Genomic DNA, 18483 nt, shown 5'->3' with positions numbered 1-18483 from the left:
ATTTCTGGTGTGGCGGCACAGTGACAGCAGGCGGGCATTGGCCCGTTGACGCCCCTTGGCCCCTTGCATAGGAAGGGCAAAACCGACCGGAACCGGGCAAATCCGCGCCCAAAGGGAATGTCATGACCGAACCGTCCAGCGCACCACGTTCATTTCAGGAAATCATCCTGCGGCTTCAGAACTACTGGGCCTCGAAGGGCTGTGCCATCCTGCAGCCATACGACATGGAGGTCGGTGCCGGTACATTCCACCCTGCAACCACCCTGCGGGCTTTGGGGTCCAAACCTTGGGCTGCGGCCTACGTTCAGCCGTCGCGCCGTCCGACCGATGGCCGTTACGGCGAAAACCCCAACCGCTTGCAGCATTACTATCAGTACCAGGTGCTGATCAAACCCAGCCCTCCGGACCTGCAGGAGCTGTATTTGGGCAGCCTTCAGGCCATCGGCATCGACATGGACCTGCACGACATCCGTTTCGTCGAGGATGACTGGGAAAGCCCGACCTTGGGCGCATGGGGCCTGGGATGGGAGGTCTGGTGCGACGGCATGGAAGTCAGCCAGTTTACCTATTTCCAGCAGGTCGGCGGCCATGACTGCGCGCCTGTCTCGGGCGAGCTGACATATGGTCTGGAACGTCTGGCGATGTATGTGCTGGGCATCGACCACGTAATGGACATGCCCTTCAACGACCCACGATCACCCAGCCCGCTGACATATGGCGACATCTTCAAGCAAACCGAAGAGGAATACGCCCGTTGGAACTTTGACGTGGCCAACACCGAGGTTTTGCTGCGCCACTTCGAAGAGGCCGAGGAAGAATGCGCCGCGATCCTGAGCCAGGAAAACGTTGACCCCAAAACGGGCAAGCGCATCATCATGGCGCATCCTGCTTATGACCAGTGCATCAAGGCCAGCCATATCTTCAACCTCCTGGACGCGCGCGGCGTGATCTCGGTGACCGAGCGGCAGGCCTATATCGGGCGGGTGCGCGCGCTGGCCAAGCAATGCGCCGATGCCTTCGTGCAGACCGAAGCCGCAGGCTTTGAGGCCTGATGGCCCGTCGCACCCCACAGGAGGATCGCGCATGACCGGGAAAATGCTGGCAATTCTGTTGGTCGCTTGCGCCGTCATTGCTGGCGTCAGCATGTATTACCTTCAGGTCTACGGTTACTACTACGAGGTCGAACCCTCACCCGGTCAGGATGTTGTTCTGACCGAAGCCGCGACCGGCCAACCGGTGCCAATTGCCTACAGCGCGTTTCAGGCGATCGACGCCGACAGCTCTCCGATCCGGTATCGGGCTTGTTTCCAGACAGATCTGAAGCCGGAACAGCTTGCCGTCCGCTACATGAGCGCCGAAAAGGCCGAGCCGCTGACGGCCCCGGGTTGGTTCGACTGCTATGATGCGGCTGCTCTGGCCGAGGCGTTGGCGAACGGATCCGCCCGCGCGTTCGTAGGGGTCAAGAACATCCACTACGGCGTTGATCGGATCGTAGCGGTAACGCAGGACGGTTCGGGCTTTGCCTGGCATGCCCTGAACAACTGCGGCGAAAAGGCCTATGACGGAACGGTTGTCGGCGAAGAGTGCCCGCCCCGACCGAAAAACTGAGTGGTCGGGATGGGGTTCATCGTTGAAATCCCCGGATTTCTGACGGCAACGCTGGGCTTTGCCGTCTATCTGATGGGCGCCGAGATCAACGCCCGCGCCGAGATCCTGCGACGGTTCAACATTCCCGAACCCGTGACCGGCGGTCTGTTGGCCTCGCTGGTGGTTCTGACGCTGTATCTGCTGTTCGGTATGGAACTGGAGTTCGACCTGACCGCGCGGGATTTCCTGCTGGTGCTGTTCTTTGCCGGGATCGGCCTGAGTGCCCGGCTGTCCGATCTGATCGCGGGCGGAAAGCCTCTGGTGCTGCTGCTGATCCTGACGTTGCTGACGATCGTGGCGCAGAACCTGATCGGCGCGGCGGGGGCGGCGGCCTTCGGCTATCCGGCGCAGTCCGGCGTTCTGTTCGGCTCGGCTGCCCTGATCGGCGGCCACGGCACCGCCATCGCCTGGGCGCCCGAGGTGGCGCAGGTCACCGGGCTTGAGGGCGCGACCGAGCTGGGAGTGGCCGTGGCGACCCTGGGCCTGGTTCTGGCTGCGCTGGTCGGTGGCCCCATCGCGCGCCTGTTGATCGAAGGGCGCGACCTGTCGCCAAATCGCCCGGACGAGGAACACACGATCGGCGTGCCCGACGAGCCGTCAGACGCGGCCGCGAAGATTGACCACCTGACGGTGATGCGGGTGCTGCTGTACCTGAACATGGCCATCATCGCGGGCTATGCTCTGTCCGAGGTGATCCTGGCCGCGGGTTTGAAACTGCCGCTGTTCGTGCCCTGCCTGATCATGGGCATCGTGATCGGCAACCTGCGCCCGCTGCTGGCCCCGCGCGCCGCGCCGGTGTCGCGCACGCCGTCGCTGGCGCTGATCTCTGAATTCGCGCTGGGCGCGTTTCTGGCCATGTCGCTGATGAGCCTGCAGCTGTGGACCATCGCCGATCTGGGCCTGTCCATCGTGGTGGTCATGACGGCGCAGACGTTGTTTGCGGTGGCTTTCGTGATCTGGGTTCTGTTCCCGGTCATGGGCGCCAACTACCGCGCAGCCGTGCTGGCGGCGGGGTTCGGCGGCTTCGCGCTGGGCGCGACACCGACCGCAATTGCCAATATGACCGCCGTAACCAAGCGATACGGGCCTTCGCCTATTGCCTTTATCGTGCTCCCCCTTGTATCCGCATTCTTCGTGGATATCGCCAATGCCATCGTCATCCAGACGATCGTCAATTTCTAAGGATCGAAAATGCCCGACCTGCTGATCGAACTGTTTTCCGAGGAAATCCCCGCGCGCATGCAGACCCGCGCCGGCGAAGATCTGAAAAAACGGATCACCGATGGTCTGGTCGAGGCCGGTCTGACTTATGCCCATGCCCATGCCCTGACCACGCCGCGCCGCCTGACGCTGGCGGTCGAGGGGCTTCTGGCCGCAAGCCCCACCATCCGTGAAGAGCGCAAGGGCCCCAAGGTTGGCGCGCCGGACAAGGCCATCGATGGCTTCCTGCGTGGCGCTGGGATCAGCCGCGACCAGCTGGAGGAACGGGACACGCCCAAAGGTGCAGTCTATTTCGCGACGATCGAGAAACCGGGGCGCCCGGCGGCCGAGATCGTGGCCGAGGTTCTGGCTGACACGATCCGCAACTTCCCCTGGCCGAAATCCATGCGCTGGGGCAGCGGGGCCCTGCGCTGGGTGCGGCCGCTGCATTCGATCCTGTGCATCCTCAGCGATGAAGCCGGCGCGCAGGTCGTGCCGATGGAGGTCGACGGGATCACCGCCGGTGACACCACCGAGGGCCACCGCTTCATGGCGCCGGGCCGGTTTGCCGTAACCGGGTTCGAGGACTACGCCGCCAAGCTGAAGCGCGCCTTTGTCGTGCTCTCGCCCGAGGAACGGGCCGAGCACATCTGGAACGACGCACAGAACATAGCCTTTGCCGCCGGTCTGGAGGTGGTCGAGGACAAGGGCCTGCTGGCCGAGGTGGCCGGGCTGGTCGAATGGCCGGTCGTGCTGATGGGGCAGATCGACGGCGAATTCCTCGACCTGCCGCCCGAGGTGCTGCAGACCTCGATGAAAGAGCACCAGAAATTCTTCTCGGTCCGCAATCCCAAGACGGGGCGGATCGAACGGTTCATCACCGTGGCCAACCGCGAGACCACCGACAATGGCGCTACCATTCTGGCCGGAAACCAGAAGGTGCTGTCGGCGCGTCTGGCCGATGCGAAATTCTTTTGGGAGAACGACCTGCGCGTCGCCAAGGCCGACATCACGCAATGGACCCGCGCGCTTGAGAACGTGACCTTCCACAACAAGCTGGGCACCCAGGCGCAGCGGATCGACCGCATCGCCGCACTGGCCCGCGAACTGGCCCCGGTGACGGGCGCCGACCCGGACCAGGCCGAGAAAGCCGCGCGGCTGGCCAAGGCCGATCTGAGTTCGGAAATGGTCTATGAATTCCCCGAACTTCAGGGGCTTATGGGGCGGTATTACATCGAGGCCGCTGGTGAAGACGCCGCCGTGGCCGTCGTGGCGCAGGAGCATTACTCGCCGCTGGGCCCGTCGGATGACGTGCCGACCGCGCCGCTCTCGGTGACCGTGGCGCTGGCCGACAAGCTGGACACGCTGACTGGATTCTGGGCGATCGACGAAAAGCCCACCGGCTCGAAAGACCCATTCGCGCTGCGCCGCGCGGCGTTGGGGGTGACCCGATTGATCCTGAACAATGATCTGCGACTGAAGCTCGACCGTTTCTTCGACGCGCAACTGGTTCGGGCCGAAGCGGCTTCGAACGAGGCCTTGCACGACGAGCATGTCGCAGAGCTGTTGGATGAAATCGCCGATCACGGTGTTTTCGGAGCGGCGTTCCGCACGGTGAAGGAGAAGCTTGCGGGCGACGAGGCCGGGAAACACCAAGTGACGGACTTTATGCATCTTGAACGGAAGGTGCCCGATGCGTCGGAGGATCTGCTGACCTTCTTCCACGACCGCCTCAAGGTCTTCCTACGTGACGAGGGCATTCGCCACGACGTGATCGACGCCTGTATCGCGATGGACGGCAATGACGACCTGAACCTGCTGGTCAAACGCGCCCGCGCGTTGAATACGGTGATCGCGACCGAAGATGGCGAAAATCTGGTGCAGGGGTTCAAGCGCGCCAACAACATCCTGACCCAGGCCGAGGAGAAGGACGGGGTCGAATACTCGTTCGGTGCCGACCTGAAATTCGCCGATACCGACAGCGAAAAGGCCCTGTTCGCCGCGCTGGATCAGGCACAGGCCAAGATTGCACCGGCACTCAAGGCCGAGGATTTCCCGGCGGCGATGGCGGCCATGGCCGCGCTGCGCGGGCCCATCGACGCGTTTTTCGAGGACGTGCAGGTCAATTCCGACAATGCCGTGCTGCGCCGCAACCGCCTGAATCTGCTGAGCCAGATCCGCCAGATCTGCTCGAGCGTCGCGGACCTGACCAAGATCGAAGGCTGACCCAAAGGGCGCGCTCTGGCGCGCCCACAAGGCCCTTGCGCGGAAGGCTGGGGCGCTTATGCTGCGGTGAAACCAAAAGGTGCCGCAGTGCAGAATAATCCGCATACCACGCTCATCACTCCTGATGCTCCTGTCGCCGCCGACACCCATGGCGGCCGGGCGAAATGTCTGCAGCGCCTCGTGCGGTTGGACCTTCCCGTACCGCGTACGGTGGCCCTGTCCTTCGATCAGGTGCGGCGGATCGCTGACGGCGATATCCCGGCAATCGAAGCTATACTTGAACAGTTCGACGCATCGGCGTTGCTGTGCGTGCGCCCCAGTTCCGAGGACCCTGACTGGGGTGGCCCCGGCGCGGTTCTGAACATCGGGATGAACGATGCCCGTTTCGTGGAATTGTCCGACAAGATGGGTCCCGAGGCCGCCGCCGCACTGTATCTGCGGTTCGTCCAAAGCTATGCGATTCACGTCGCGCGTCTGGACGCGGATGTTTTCGACGACATCGAAGCCGATGGCCGCGAAGGCCTGCGCCAGACCCTGCGCGCCTATGAAGACGAAACCGACGAAGCGTTCCCCCAGGATCGCGGCGAGCAGTTGCTGGCGGTCCTGCGCTCGATGGCGCGGGCGTGGGACGGTACGTCCGCCCGCCTGTTGCGGCAAGCCAAGGGCGCTCCGGCGGATGCCGGGTTGGGCCTTGTCATTCAGGAGATGATCCCTGGCGTCGGTCAGGGCGAATGCGGATCGGGGGTGTTGCAGCTGGTGGATTCCTCGACCGGCATGCCGCAGATCACAGGCCGCTACCTGAGCCAAAGCCAGGGGCGTGATGCGCTGGGCGAGGGGGTTGCGGCCCTCTACCTTGAAAAAGACCCGCGCGGGCAGGCGCTCGAGGATGTTGCGCCTCAGGCCTTTGCCGACCTTAAGGCCCATGCGGCGTTGATGCGGCGCAAATTGCGCGAAGAGATGCAGGTCGAATTCGTGATCGAAAACGGCAAGGTGCATATTCTGGACGGGGTCCGCGTTCAGCGCAGCGCCCGCGCCGCCATGCGGATCGCTGTTCGATTGGCCGAGGATGGCATCATCACCCCGCAGGAAGCCGTCATGCGGATCGACCCGCATTCTCTGAATGAGTTGCTGCACCGTCAGGTGCATCCCGAGGCCAAGCGTGACGTGCTGACCACGGGTATCGGGGCCAGTCCCGGGGCGGCCACCGGCCGGATCGTGTTCACTTCGGCCGAGGCACAGGCCAGCGCGGCGCGCGGCGAGCCCTGCATTCTGGTGCGCCGTGAAACCTCGCCCGAGGATGTGCGCGGCATGCACGCCGCGGTCGCCGTACTGACCGAAAAGGGTGGCATGACCAGCCATGCGGCCGTGATCGGGCGCGGGCTGGGGCTGCCCTGTATCGTCGGCGCGTCCGAGATGCGGTTCCAGACCAAGAAAAAGCAGCTTACCGTTCCGGACGGCCGCGTTTTCACCACAGGCGACATTCTGACGATTGACGGAAGCTCGGGCCAGGTGTTGGGGGGCGAGCCGGCGATGCTCGAAGCTGCACTGGATGACTGTTTTCAGACTTTGATGAGCTGGGCCGACGCCGAGCGTGACATATCAATTCGTGCCAACGCCGACACTCCTGCCGACGCGCAGGCTGCGCGGAACTTCCAGGCGCAGGGGATCGGGTTGTGCCGAACCGAGCATATGTTTTTCGACCCCGGTCGTCTGATCGTGATGCGCGAGATGATTTTCGCTCAGACTTCATCGGGACGCGCGGCGGTTCTGGAGCGGTTGCTTCCGATGCAACGCGATGATTTTGTGCAGCTTTTCCGGATCATGGAAGGGCAGCCCGTCTGCATCCGACTGTTCGATCCGCCTCTGCACGAGTTTCTGCCGACCACGCGCAGCGGGCAGCGCGAACTGGCCGAAGCGCTGGATCTTCCGGTTTCGGATGTGGAGCGTCGGGTGGACGAAATGAGCGAATACAACCCCATGCTGGGGTTGCGGGGCGTACGCCTTGGTATCACGGTGCCCGAGATCTATGACATGCAAGCCCGCGCGATCTTCGAGGCGACGCTCGAAGCCAGCAAAAATGGCGCGCCGGTGGTGCCCGAGGTCATGATCCCGCTGGTTTCGGCCAAGCGCGAGGTCGAACTGATCAAGGCGCGGGTGGACACAGTTGCCGCAGCCGTCGCGGCCGAGCGTGGTCAGGAGTTTGAATACCGGTTGGGTGTGATGGTCGAAACGCCCCGGGCCTGTTTGCGCGCCGAGGAAATCGCTCCTCATGCCTCGTTCCTGAGTTTCGGCACCAATGACCTGACGCAGATGACCTATGGTCTGTCACGCGACGACGCGGGACGCTTCATGTCGGCCTATGTCCGGCAGGGGGTGTTCACCGAGGATCCGTTCCATGTTCTGGACGCCGATGGGGTCGGCGAACTGCTCAAGCTGGGCTCGGAGCGGGGGCGTACAGCTCGGCCCGATGTCACGCTTTCGGTCTGTGGTGAACATGGCGGCAACCCCGAATCAATCGCCCTTTGTCGGGATTTGGGGTTCGATTATGTGTCCTGTTCACCCTTCCGAGTCCCGGTCGCTCGGCTGGCTGCCGCTCAGTTGGCGATTTCGTCAAAACTTGGGGGTTGACAGGCCGTCAAAGCCCTAGGAATAGTGGTTTCGGGATGGACCTGTGGCTGATTAATTTTGGCCCCGCGGGCAAGATTTTTCTTGCTTTTTCCTCGGAACTGGACCTTTCGCGCCTTCTGCGTTATGACCCCGTCGCGCCCGCCGGGGGAGGGTATGGCGCGTGAAGTGCCTGTGCGAGGTTATCTGATGCTACGATATATACTGGCTGTTGCCATTGCGGCGGCAACCGTGATGCCGAGTGCGTCCGTTGCCGAGAGGGAAGCGACCGAGACTGCCAAGCGCGAACTGGTGTCGCGCAACCAGGTGCCGGGACAAAGCTTTCGCGACTATCTGAAGCTGTTCCAACCCAGGAAAGAGGTCCAACCGGTCGAGATTTCCTACACCAAGGCCTGGCTGGACCAACAGCCCAAGGCCAGCGGTGGCGAAGATCTGAAATGCTTGGCCGAGGCCCTGTATTTCGAAGCGCGCGGAGAGAGCGTGCGCGGCCAATTCGCGGTTGCCGAGGTGATTCTGAACCGGGTGGAAAGCACCCGTTTCCCGGACAGCGTCTGCGGCGTCATCCGCCAGGGAACAGGCAAGAAATATCAGTGCCAGTTCACCTATACCTGTGACGGCCGCAAGGAAGTCATTCACGAGAAGAAAGCCTATGAGCGGGTGGCCAAAGTTGCCAAAGCGGCGATCGAGGGGGTCAGCGACCCGCTGACGTCGGGGGCCACGCATTACCACACCAAGGCGGTGCGCCCGTCGTGGTCGCGCGTTTACAAGGAAACTGCGCGCATCGGTGTGCATATCTTCTACCGCCACAACTACCGCACTGCGAGCAACTAGCGCGCATTGACGCACCCGCGCTGGAACGTTGATGGCGCGGGTGAAACCAAGGGCTATATTGCGGGCAAGGAGACCCGCAATGAATCTGAGCCGCCGAAGCCTTTTGAAATCTGCCGCCGCGCTTGCGGTGTTTCCAACGCTAGCGCGCTCCGCGCCGCTGACCCTGACTGCGCGCGAGGGCGCTCAGTTGATTGCCCCTCCGGGGTTTCCGGAAACCGCTATCTGGGGCTTTGGTGGGCAGGTGCCGGGCAGCCCCATCCATCTGCAGCAAGGCGAGCGTGTTCAACGCCGCTTGGTGAACGAATTACCGCAAGCCACCTCGGTTCATTGGCACGGTATCCGCATCGACAACGCTATGGATGGCGTGCCGGGGCTGACACAGGATGCGGTTCCAAGCGGCGCGACCTTCGACTATAATTTCATCGTGCCGGACGCCGGAACCTATTGGTATCATGCGCATAACAAGTCAGTCGAACAGGTGGCCCGTGGCCTGTATGGCCCATTGATCGTGCACGAGTCCGAAGCGCCGGATGTGGAGCAGGATCTGGTGCTGATGCTCGATGACTGGCGACTGGATCCGGAAACGGCCCAGATTACCCAAGACTTCGACAACGGCCATGACCTCAGCCATGCTGGACGGTTGGGAAACCTCATCACGGTCAATGGTGCATTCGACCCATCCTTTCCTGTTCAACAAAACCAACGACTGCGTCTGAGGTTGATCAACGCTGCGAATGCGCGTGTCTTCACCGTTGGCCTGGACGGAATGATCGGATGGATCGTCGCGTTGGATGGAATGCCGTTGGCCGAGCCGATCCCGATTGAGGACACGTTCCCGCTGGCCCCGGCACAACGAGCGGATTTGTTGGTGGATGTGCTGGCTGCGAATGCGGAAACGGCAAGCCTGTTCAGTCAGGAACGTGACGGCGCCTTTGGTTTGGCGAGATTTGTGGTGGCAGGGCAGGCGGCATCCACTCCCCGGTCGCGAGTTCGGCCATTGCCGCCGAACCCGCTTCCGGAATTGACGGACCTCAACAACGTACCGCGGCACGAGATGAGGCTGCAGGGCGGTGCCATGCGCTGGCTCGAAAGCGCGCGGATTGGCGAGACCGAGCTCTCGGGCCGGGAACTGGCTCAGCTGGGGCGGTTCTGGGCGCTGAATGGCTACGCCGAGCGACCCGATGACCCGTTTCTGGACGCGCCCTTGGGAAGCGTTCACCGGATCGCCTTTGTCAACGAAACGGTATTCCCGCACGCGATGCACCTGCATGGCCACCACTTTCGGCTGATCTTGCCGGACGGAAGTCTTGGGCCATGGCGCGATACGGTTCTGGTCGAACGTGGCGAGACTCGCGAGATTGCGCTGGTCACCGATAACCCGGGCAACTGGCTGCTGCATTGCCATATGCTTGGACACGCCGCATCGGGTATGATGAGTTGGTACCGCGTCACCTGACGCCGCATTCGGCGGCTGGAATGGCGTTTGCTTGAATGCTATAGCCGCGCGGAACCACTAAATTGGGCAAACCTGTCCAAGCTGCCCGAAAAGGCCCGTGCCATGAGTACTGAAATCCGCCTTGCCTTTGCGCACCCGTCCGAACGGTCCGAGGCGACTGCGCCACGCGGGCCGCTGGATCGTATCTCGTTGCGCGACCACATTGTCGAGGTCGAGATCGGCGCCTTTCAGGCCGAACGGGGCACCACCCAGCGCATCTGTTTCAACATCGTGGTCGAAGTGCGGCCGCTGACCGAAAACATCGACGATGATGTCGATCGCATCCTGTCCTATGACCGGGTGACCGAGGCCATCGCCTATGAACTGGCGGCCGAGCGTCTGAACTTGCTCGAGACACTGGCGGATCGAATAGCCGAGCGGATCCTGCTTGAACCTCAGGCGGTAAGAGCTTTTGTCCGCATTGAAAAACTGGATCGCGGCCCGGGTGCTTTGGGTGTCGAGATCGTTCGTGGCAAGGATGCCGTCCATCACGATGTCATCGAGGAAGAGCGCCCACATCCCCGGCTGGTCTTTCTGTCGAATGCAGCGATTGAGTCGGCCAATTTGTCGGGCTGGATCGACCAGTTGGAAAACCGACAGCGACCGCTGATTCTGTGCGTGGGTGCTTCCGAACTACCGGTGCCGCAGACCGGGCATGCCATGACCCAGCGCCGGATCGACCTGCTGGCGATCGAGCAGAATGCCTGGGTGCTGGCCGCGCGTGATCATCGCTGCGTCGTCGTCTCGACCCGGACCGAACTGGACTGGGCCATGAAGAACGGTCAGATCTGTGTCTGGGCACCGTCCAAGATCGTGTTGGATGCGGTCGATGGACCTTCGGCGGCACCGTCCGATGCGGTGGCCTTGGCCGCCTGGTTCGCCGCCACCTTCGAGGCCAGCGAAATGCTGGTGATCGGCGGGGATTTGCCCGAGTCGCCCAAAACGCCGCTCCGGGCGGTTCCGGTGGAGCAGGCGCAACTTTGACCAGTTACTATCGCCCATTGGTGCAACACGGGCCGATGCGCCCGGACGGGGCCTTGCCACTGGCCGGGCAGGGCCTGTGGTTCACCCATGCCGAATGCCTGCAACGTGACGCGGCACCCCGGATCGTTGCGGCCGCCGAAATCCCTGAATCGTGGCAGGACCGGCTGACACGACCGCGCGCCGCGATTGCCGGTCTGGACATGACGCAGCCGCAGATCATGGGCATCCTTAACGCCACGCCCGACAGCTTCTCCGACGGTGGCCAGCACAACACCCCCGACGCCGCGTGTGCGGCGGCCCGGGAAATGGTCGCGCACGGTGCGACCATTCTGGACATCGGCGGTGAATCTACCCGTCCCGGTGCGGATTTCGTGCCCGAGGACGAAGAGATCGCCCGCACCCAGCCCTTGATCCACGCGATCCGGGGCGAGACACCGGCGCTGATTTCGATCGACACGCGCAAATCCGCCGTGGCCAGGGCCGCGGTCGAGGCCGGGGCGGGGCTGATCAACGACGTTTCGGGCTTTACATTCGATCCCGCGCTTGGCGCTTTCTGCGCCAAGATCAACGCGCCGGTCTGCGTGATGCACATGCAGGGCGACCCGGCCACGATGCAGGACAACCCGACCTATGGTGACGTTCTGCTGGACGTTTTCGATTTCCTGTCGGGGCAAGTGGCCCGGCTGGAAGGCCTTGGGCTGAATCGGGGCCGGATCATCGTCGATCCGGGTATCGGGTTTGGTAAGACCGAGGACCACAATCTGACCCTACTACGCAGTCTCAGCCTGTTTCACGGGTTGGGCTGCCCGATCCTTCTTGGCGTGTCACGCAAGGGCTTCATCGGTCGGGTCGGCGCGGAACCGCGCAAGGATGCCCGCGCGCCGGGATCAATTGCCGTTGCGTTGGCCGGATTGTCGCAAGGTGTGCAGATCATCCGGGTGCATGACGTGGCAGAGACCGCTCAGGCCTTGCGCCTGTGGGCCGCTGTCCGGTAATCCGGTCGCAGGCAGGACTTTGTGGAGTAACAGGTATGCGCAAGCTGTTCGGAACCGACGGGGTGCGGGGCACCGCCAACACCTATCCGATGACGGCCGAGATGGCGTTGCGGATCGGCGCGGCGGTGGGGCGGTACTTCCGCCGGGATGGCTCGGGCGTTCATCGGGTGGTGATCGGCAAGGATACGCGCCTGTCGGGCTATATGCTGGAAAACGCGCTGACGGCGGGTCTGACGTCGACCGGCATGAACGTGCTGCTGCTGGGGCCGGTGCCGACACCGGCGGTCGGGCTGATGACCCGGTCGATGCGGGCCGATCTGGGTGTGATGATCTCGGCCAGCCACAACCCGGCCGAGGACAATGGGATCAAGTTCTTCGGCCCCGATGGATTCAAACTGTCCGACCAGGCCGAGTTGGAGATCGAACAGCTGATCGAAGAGGGGGTCAAACCCGCGCAGGCGCAGAATATCGGGCGTGCCCGGCGTGTCGATGACGCCCGATTCCGCTATGGCGAGCGGGTCAAGTCATCTCTGCCGCGCGAGTTGCGTCTGGATGGCCTCAAGGTGGTGATCGACTGCGCCAACGGCGCCGCGCACCGCACCGCACCCGAAGTGCTGTGGGAACTGGGGGCCGAGGTGATCCCGGTGGGAACCGCGCCCAACGGCAAGAACATCAATCTGGGCTGCGGCTCGACCCAGCCGCGCGTGGCGGCCGAGGCCGTCGTGGCGCATGGGGCGGATGTGGGCATCTGCCTCGACGGTGATGCCGACCGGGTGGTGATCGTTGATGAAACCGGACAGGTCGCCGACGGTGATCAGCTCATGGCCCTTTTGGCCACCGCCTGGGCCACTTCCGAACGGCTGAAAGGCGGCGCGCTTGTTGCGACCGTCATGTCGAACCTGGGTCTGGAGAGGTTCCTGGGTGCGCGCGGGCTACGGCTGGAACGGACGGCGGTCGGTGACCGCTATGTGGTCGAGCGGATGCGGGAAGGCGGGTTCAACCTTGGCGGCGAGCAATCCGGCCATATCGTCATGAGCGACTATGCCACGACGGGTGATGGCCTGATGGCGGGGCTGCATTTCCTGGCCGAGATGGTGAATTCTGGGCGCAAAGCCTCGGATCTGGCGCAGCAGTTCGAGACGGTGCCGCAACTGTTGAAGAACGTGCGCTATGGCGAAGGGCAGGCCCCGCTGGAAGCGGAAACGGTCAAGGCCGCGATTGCTGATGCCGAGGCGCGGCTGAACGGGCAGGGGCGGTTGCTGATCCGCAAGTCGGGCACCGAGCCCTTGATCCGCGTGATGGCGGAATGCGAGGATGACGCCCTTTTGGCACAGGTGGTCGATGGGATCGTGGCCGAGGTCGAAGCCGCCGCGCGTCAGTAGCCCAACAGCAACTTGCGCAGGCTGAACCATTGGCTGATGGCCATGCCTGTCAGGATCAGCGCCAATGCTATGTAGAACCGCAGCGGCAGTGCCTCGGACAGGATCCACGCGCCGAAGATCATCGACCAGACCGGCACCTGATAGTTCACCAGAGTCATGAAGACCGACCCGGCGCTGCGAATGATCGACACCCGCAGCAGGGTGGCAAAGGCCGTGGGCACAAGGCCCAGCACGATCAGCGCAAGCGTGGGGCGCAGGCCTTGCGGTGCGGGCACGCCCTCGGTCACCATCATGATCGGCAGCAGGATCACCGCACCCACCACCAATGTCAGTGCGGCCAGTACCACCGGGTCGATCGGCGGGCAGCGCCGGGTCAGGATCGACGCCACCGAATAGCAGAACGCCGCCCCGATGCAGGCCAGCTGTGCCAGCGGCTCGGCCCCGCTGCCCAGTTGCGCCAGCCCTGGGCCGATAAGCACCAGCGCTCCGGTGAAGCCCAGCGATACCCCGACGAAACGACGTGGGTTCAGGGGTTCATCCGAGAAGAAATGCGCCAGCGGAAGAACCATCAGCGGAATTGCGGCCATGGACAGCCCGGCAAAGGCCGAGGGTACATATTGCTGCCCCCAGCTGAGCAGCACGAAAGGCAGCGCGGTGGACAGGATGCCGATCAGGATTACCGACCACGCGAGACTTGGTGTCAGGCTGGGAATGCGCCGCCGGGTCAGCCCCATCAAGGCCAGCAGCATCACCGCGCCCAGCGTCGTCCGCGCCGTGGCCACCGTGATCGGGCCATAGCCTTCCAACGCCATCGCGACGACCATGAAGGTGCCGCCCCAGATCAGGCCCAGGGCAATGACGCCGCTCCAGTCGCGTATGTTGGGTTGAGGCACCATCGCTGGCCGTTCATCCGTTCTGCATGAAAAGGGCGGCCACCGGGGCCGCCCTTGGGTCCAAGCCGTTTGGGCTTAGTTCTTTTCCTGATCGACCAGCTTGCCGGCCGAAATCCAGGGCATCATGCCCCGCAGCTTTTTGCCGACTTCTTCGATCTGGTGTTCGTCGTTGGCCCGGCGCGAAGCCTTGATCGTGGGCTGACCGACCTGGTTTTCCAGCATGAAGTCGCGCACGAACTTGCCTTGCTGGATGTCGTTCAGAACCTCTTTCATCGCCTTCTTGGTCTGCTCATAGGGCAGGATGCGCGGGCCGGTCACGTATTGACCGTATTCCGCAGTGTTCGAGATCGAGTAGTCCATGTTGGCGATACCGCCTTCATAGATCAGGTCCACGATCAGCTTCACCTCGTGCAGACACTCGAAATAGGCCATCTCGGGCGCATAGCCGGCCTCGACCAGGGTTTCAAAGCCGCAGCGGATCAGTTCGACCAGACCGCCGCACAGAACGGCCTGCTCACCAAACAGGTCGGTTTCGCATTCCTCGCGGAAGTTGGTCTCGATGATGCCCGAACGGCCGCCGCCGATGGCCGAGCAATAGGACAGGCCGATTTCCAGCGCCTTGCCGGTCGCGTCGGTGTGAACGGCCACCAGGCACGGCACGCCGCCGCCTTTGACATATTCGCCGCGTACGGTGTGGCCGGGGCCTTTGGGGGCCATCATGATGACGTCCACGCCCTCTTTCGGCTCGATCAGGCCGAAATGCACGTTCAGGCCGTGGGCAAAGGCGATTGCCGCGCCGGGCTTGATGTTGTCATGCACATATTTCTTGTAGGTCTCGGCCTGAAGCTCGTCGGGCATGGTGAACATGATGACGTCGCACCAGGCTGCGGCCTCGGCAATGCCCATCACCTGCAGGCCTTCGGCTTCGGCTTTCTTGGCCGAGGGCGAGCCTTCGCGCAGGGCGACGACCAGGTTCTTGGCGCCTGAGTCGCGCAGGTTCAGCGCGTGGGCGTGGCCTTGGGAACCGTAGCCCAGAATGGCCACTTTCTTGTCCTTGATCAGGTTGATGTCGCAATCGCGATCGTAATAGACGCGCATTTTGCCGGTCCTTTCTGTTTCGATTGCTGCGTTTCTATCTGCGGTGATTGCTATTGGCGAGAGCGATGACATTGGATATTGACGACAGAAGCGAAGAATAATTCTTGGAAATAGGAAAACTTGAAAAAGTCATGCTTGACGACATCGACCGCCGCATCCTGCGCCATTTTCAGGCCGACCCGAGCCTGAGCACCGCCGAACTGGCCGAGCGGTGCCGGATCAGCAATGGCGTATGCTGGCGGCGGATCGAGAAGATGCAGGCCGCCGGGATCATTCAGGGGCAGGAGGCCGTGATCGACTGGTCCGCCGTGGGCTATGCGGTCGAGGTGTCGCTGCGGGTGACCCTGGACAAGACCCAGCCGCGCGCCTTCGACGAATTCACCGAAGCCGCCCGCAAGGTGCCCGAGGTGATCGAGATCCAGACCTTTCTGGGGAGGGTGGACGTCCGCCTGTCCGTCATCGCACGGGACATGGCGCATTATCAGCAGGTCTATCGCGATCGTATCCTGACCCTGCCGCATATCGCCGATATCGAGGCCCTGATGCACATCGCGCGAGTCAAACGGGACGAGGTGCTGCCGGTATGATCGAACTGGATGAACTGGACCGCAAACTGCTGCGCGCCTTGGCGCAGGACGCCACACAGAGCGCAGGTGCGCTGGGGCGGCGTTTCGGTCTGTCGCAGCCTGCCACCTGGCGCCGGATCCGGCGGCTGGAGCAGGCGGGCATCATCAAGGGGCGCAGATTGCGCCTGAACGCCGAGGCGCTGGGGTTCGGCGTCACCGTATTCTTGGGCGTCAAGCTGGCGCGCAAAGGGCAGGTCAGCCTCGAGGATTTCGAACGCGCCGTCAGCGCCATTCCCGAAGTCCAAACCGTGGAACACGTACTGGGCCTGTATGACTACCGACTGCGCGTGGTCGCGCGTGACCTGGCGGACTTTGAACGGGTCCTGCGGCGTCGTATCATGACCCTGCCGGGGGCCGGGGACGTCGAAGCAAATGTATTGCTGAGCGAAGAACGCCTGCCCGGGCCGATAGGCTAGCGGTCAGTAGCGGGTACGGATGCAATAGCCTGGATGGTGCGTCAGGCGGGCAAACGAAACCGGCTGTCCGTCTTTCCATGTCGTGCGCTCAAGCTGAATCATCGCGGCCCCGGTCGTCGTTCCCATATAATCTGCCAAGTGGCTGTCGGCGGAAATGGCGTAAAGTGCAAGCTCGGCGTCAATGAAGGGGTTCGCATTCAACAGCCATTCATGCGGCCCGACTTCTTCCAGATTGGCATCTTCAACCTCGGGGACGGCCGAAATGTTGATCCAGCGTTCTTCGTGCTGAAACGGGCGGTTGTCGGCATAGTGCATGCACACCAGATGCAGGATCTGCGATTGCGGCGGCAGACCCAGTTGCGAGCTGAGCCAGCCCGGGCTCTTGTCGATGCTGCGCTCGACCAGGGCATAGCGGTAGGTCTGGTTCTGGTCTTCGACGATCTGACGGGCCAGCGACAGTTCCAGCTTGGCCTGTTTGCTGGGTGATTTCTTGACCCGCGTTCCGCTCTTGCGCTTGCGCTCGACGAACCCTTGCTCTGCCAGTTCGCGCAGCGCACGGTTGACGGTTGCACGCGCGCAGTTGAACTCTTCGGCAAGCTGGGTTTCGGTCGGCAGCAAGGAACCTTGGGGCCAGACCCGTGTCTCGATCCGCCGCTTCACTTCGTCCCGAACGAATTGAAAACTGATCCGCTTTTGAACGTTCACGGTCTAAAATATCCTTTCAAGCTCAAGATGTGCGTATCTGTTCAGAAACACGTCAAGGTGTAAAGAGAGAGGTGACACTAATTGGCGTCAATTCGGCCTATCAGGCTGCTGAGACGGGTGTGCAGCCGAGCTTTTGACCGTTGACTTAAGGGAAGCGCATGAGGGTCAATGAGCACTTTACCAACAGATGCAAAGCCTTCAGAAAGTGAGCAACCCAGAAAAGGAGACAACATGCCTGCATTGTTGAATACAGTCGATCCGGACGGGCTCGAAGAATTCTCGGTCGTGTTCACCGACCGCTCGCTCAACCACATGTCGCAGGCGTTCCAGCAGGTGATGCGCGACATCTCAGGGATGCTGCGTGAGGTCTATGGCGCGGACGGCGTGGCCGTGGTGCCGGGTGGCGGAACCTACGCGATGGAGGCCGTGGCCCGCCAGTTCGCCCGCGGCGCCGACGTGCTGGTGGTGCGCAACGGCTGGTTTTCGTATCGCTGGAGCCAGATCATCGAAACCGGAGGGCTGACGGCCTCGGCCACCGTGTTGAAGGCCCGTCAAACAGGGAACTCCAGCCCGTCGCCCTTTGCGCCCGCGCCGATCGACGAGGTGGTCGAAACCATTCGCAGCCAACGACCCAGCGTGGTGTTCGCGCCACATGTGGAAACCTCGGCCGGGGTCATTCTGCCGGATGACTATGTCACCGCGATGGCTGCCGCAGCGCACGAGGTCGGCGCGTTAATGGTGCTCGACTGCATCGCCTCGGGCTGTGCCTGGATCGACATGAAGGCCACCGGCGTGGACGTTCTGATCTCGGCCCCGCAAAAAGGTTGGAGCGCCTCGCCCAGTGCCGGTCTGGTCATGCTGTCCGACCGCGCCGAAGCGCGGCTGGCCGAGACCACCTCGGACAGTTTCGCGCTGGACCTGAAGAAATGGCGCCAGATCATGCAGGCCTATGAGGGCGGCGGCCATGCCTATCACGCCACCATGCCCACCGATGCGCTGCGGGCGTTCCGTGATACGATGCAGGAGACCCGTGACTATGGGTTCGACAAGTTGCGCGATGCGCAATGGCGGCTGGGCAATGCGGTGCGGGCGATGCTGCGCGACAAGGGGGTCGTTTCGGTCGCGGCCGAAGGCTTTGGCGCACCGGGGGTGGTGGTCAGCTATACCGACGATCCCGAGGTGCAGAACGGCAAGAAATTTGCCGCGCTGGGCATGCAGATCGCCGCCGGGGTGCCGCTGCAATGTGACGAGCCCGAGGGGTTCAGCACCTTCCGCCTCGGCCTGTTCGGGCTGGACAAGCTGTATGATGTCGATGGCACGGTGGCCCGGCTGAAGCGGGTTCTGGATCAGGTGCTGTAGG

The 18483-nt window shown here is 62.8% G+C and carries 16 protein-coding genes; 13 read left to right on the top strand and 3 right to left on the bottom strand.

Going from position 1 to position 18483, the window contains the following annotated elements; all coding sequences use genetic code 11:
- The first annotated feature begins 122 nt into the window (after nt 1-122).
- From ACR0NY_RS05050 to glmM, 10 genes are all read left to right on the top strand, one after another.
- On the top strand, nt 123-1052 hold the full coding sequence (locus ACR0NY_RS05050; RefSeq protein WP_170368704.1) for a glycine--tRNA ligase subunit alpha: 930 nt from the start codon (nt 123-125) through the stop codon (nt 1050-1052).
- A 31-nt stretch (nt 1053-1083) separates the two neighbouring features.
- On the top strand, nt 1084-1608 hold the full coding sequence (locus ACR0NY_RS05045; RefSeq protein WP_170368703.1) for a DUF6446 family protein: 525 nt from the start codon (nt 1084-1086) through the stop codon (nt 1606-1608).
- Between the two features lie 9 nt (nt 1609-1617).
- Nucleotides 1618-2829: a sodium/glutamate symporter gene (gene gltS, locus ACR0NY_RS05040; RefSeq protein ID WP_170368702.1), complete on the top strand. Its 1212-nt coding sequence runs from the start codon at nt 1618-1620 to the stop codon at nt 2827-2829.
- A 9-nt stretch (nt 2830-2838) separates the two neighbouring features.
- Entirely contained in the window at nt 2839-5073 is a 2235-nt protein-coding gene (gene glyS / locus ACR0NY_RS05035) for a glycine--tRNA ligase subunit beta (protein WP_170368701.1), read from the top strand.
- Nucleotides 5074-5139: 66 nt separating this feature from the next.
- Nucleotides 5140-7701 carry a putative PEP-binding protein gene (locus tag ACR0NY_RS05030; RefSeq protein WP_170337907.1) on the top strand — a complete coding sequence of 854 codons (2562 nt, stop codon included), beginning with the start codon at nt 5140-5142 and terminating at the stop codon, nt 7699-7701.
- A 186-nt stretch (nt 7702-7887) separates the two neighbouring features.
- The gene (locus ACR0NY_RS05025; RefSeq protein WP_170368700.1) at nt 7888-8529 is read left to right on the top strand and encodes a cell wall hydrolase; all 642 of its coding nucleotides are present in this window, start codon (nt 7888-7890) and stop codon (nt 8527-8529) included.
- Nucleotides 8530-8608: 79 nt separating this feature from the next.
- Nucleotides 8609-9985 (top strand): multicopper oxidase family protein, encoded by a 1377-nt coding sequence (locus ACR0NY_RS05020; protein WP_170368699.1) that lies wholly within the window; start codon nt 8609-8611, stop codon nt 9983-9985.
- A 102-nt stretch (nt 9986-10087) separates the two neighbouring features.
- Nucleotides 10088-11008, top strand: coding sequence for a dihydroneopterin aldolase (locus ACR0NY_RS05015; protein WP_170368698.1), 921 nt, complete (start codon nt 10088-10090; stop codon nt 11006-11008).
- Nucleotides 11005-12003 carry a dihydropteroate synthase gene (folP, locus tag ACR0NY_RS05010; protein WP_170368697.1) on the top strand — a complete coding sequence of 333 codons (999 nt, stop codon included), beginning with the start codon at nt 11005-11007 and terminating at the stop codon, nt 12001-12003. The genes ACR0NY_RS05015 and folP overlap by 4 nt, the downstream gene beginning before the upstream one ends.
- Nucleotides 12004-12038: 35 nt before the next feature.
- The gene (gene glmM, locus ACR0NY_RS05005; RefSeq protein ID WP_170337916.1) at nt 12039-13385 is read left to right on the top strand and encodes a phosphoglucosamine mutase; all 1347 of its coding nucleotides are present in this window, start codon (nt 12039-12041) and stop codon (nt 13383-13385) included.
- Here glmM and ACR0NY_RS05000 read toward each other — a convergent pair.
- A complete protein-coding gene (locus tag ACR0NY_RS05000; protein ID WP_170337918.1) occupies nt 13379-14281 on the bottom strand; it encodes a DMT family transporter in 903 nt (300 codons plus the stop codon). The genes glmM and ACR0NY_RS05000 overlap by 7 nt on opposite strands.
- A gap of 72 nt (nt 14282-14353) precedes the next feature.
- Nucleotides 14354-15376, bottom strand: coding sequence for a ketol-acid reductoisomerase (gene ilvC / locus ACR0NY_RS04995; protein WP_093962496.1), 1023 nt, complete (start codon nt 15374-15376; stop codon nt 14354-14356).
- A 131-nt stretch (nt 15377-15507) separates the two neighbouring features.
- Here ilvC and ACR0NY_RS04990 point away from each other — a divergent pair, with 131 nt between their 5' ends.
- Both ACR0NY_RS04990 and ACR0NY_RS04985 read left to right on the top strand, forming a co-directional pair.
- Entirely contained in the window at nt 15508-15963 is a 456-nt protein-coding gene (locus tag ACR0NY_RS04990; RefSeq protein ID WP_170368696.1) for an Lrp/AsnC family transcriptional regulator, read from the top strand.
- The gene (locus ACR0NY_RS04985; RefSeq protein WP_170363151.1) at nt 15960-16418 is read left to right on the top strand and encodes an Lrp/AsnC family transcriptional regulator; all 459 of its coding nucleotides are present in this window, start codon (nt 15960-15962) and stop codon (nt 16416-16418) included. The genes ACR0NY_RS04990 and ACR0NY_RS04985 overlap by 4 nt, the downstream gene beginning before the upstream one ends.
- Before the next feature lie 3 nt (nt 16419-16421).
- Here the strand turns inward: ACR0NY_RS04985 and ACR0NY_RS04980 are convergent, their stop codons facing one another.
- The gene (locus ACR0NY_RS04980; protein WP_170363152.1) at nt 16422-17123 is read right to left on the bottom strand and encodes a GntR family transcriptional regulator; all 702 of its coding nucleotides are present in this window, start codon (nt 17121-17123) and stop codon (nt 16422-16424) included.
- 231 nt (nt 17124-17354) lie between these two features.
- Here ACR0NY_RS04980 and ACR0NY_RS04975 point away from each other — a divergent pair, with 231 nt between their 5' ends.
- Nucleotides 17355-18482, top strand: a complete 1128-nt coding sequence (locus ACR0NY_RS04975; protein ID WP_170368695.1) for an aminotransferase class V-fold PLP-dependent enzyme — start codon at nt 17355-17357, stop codon at nt 18480-18482.
- Nucleotide 18483: the final 1 nt, after the last annotated feature.

The sequence above is a fragment of the Ruegeria sp. BJ5 genome (assembly GCF_056537865.1).
This window is presented reverse-complemented; position numbering and strand designations above follow the sequence as displayed.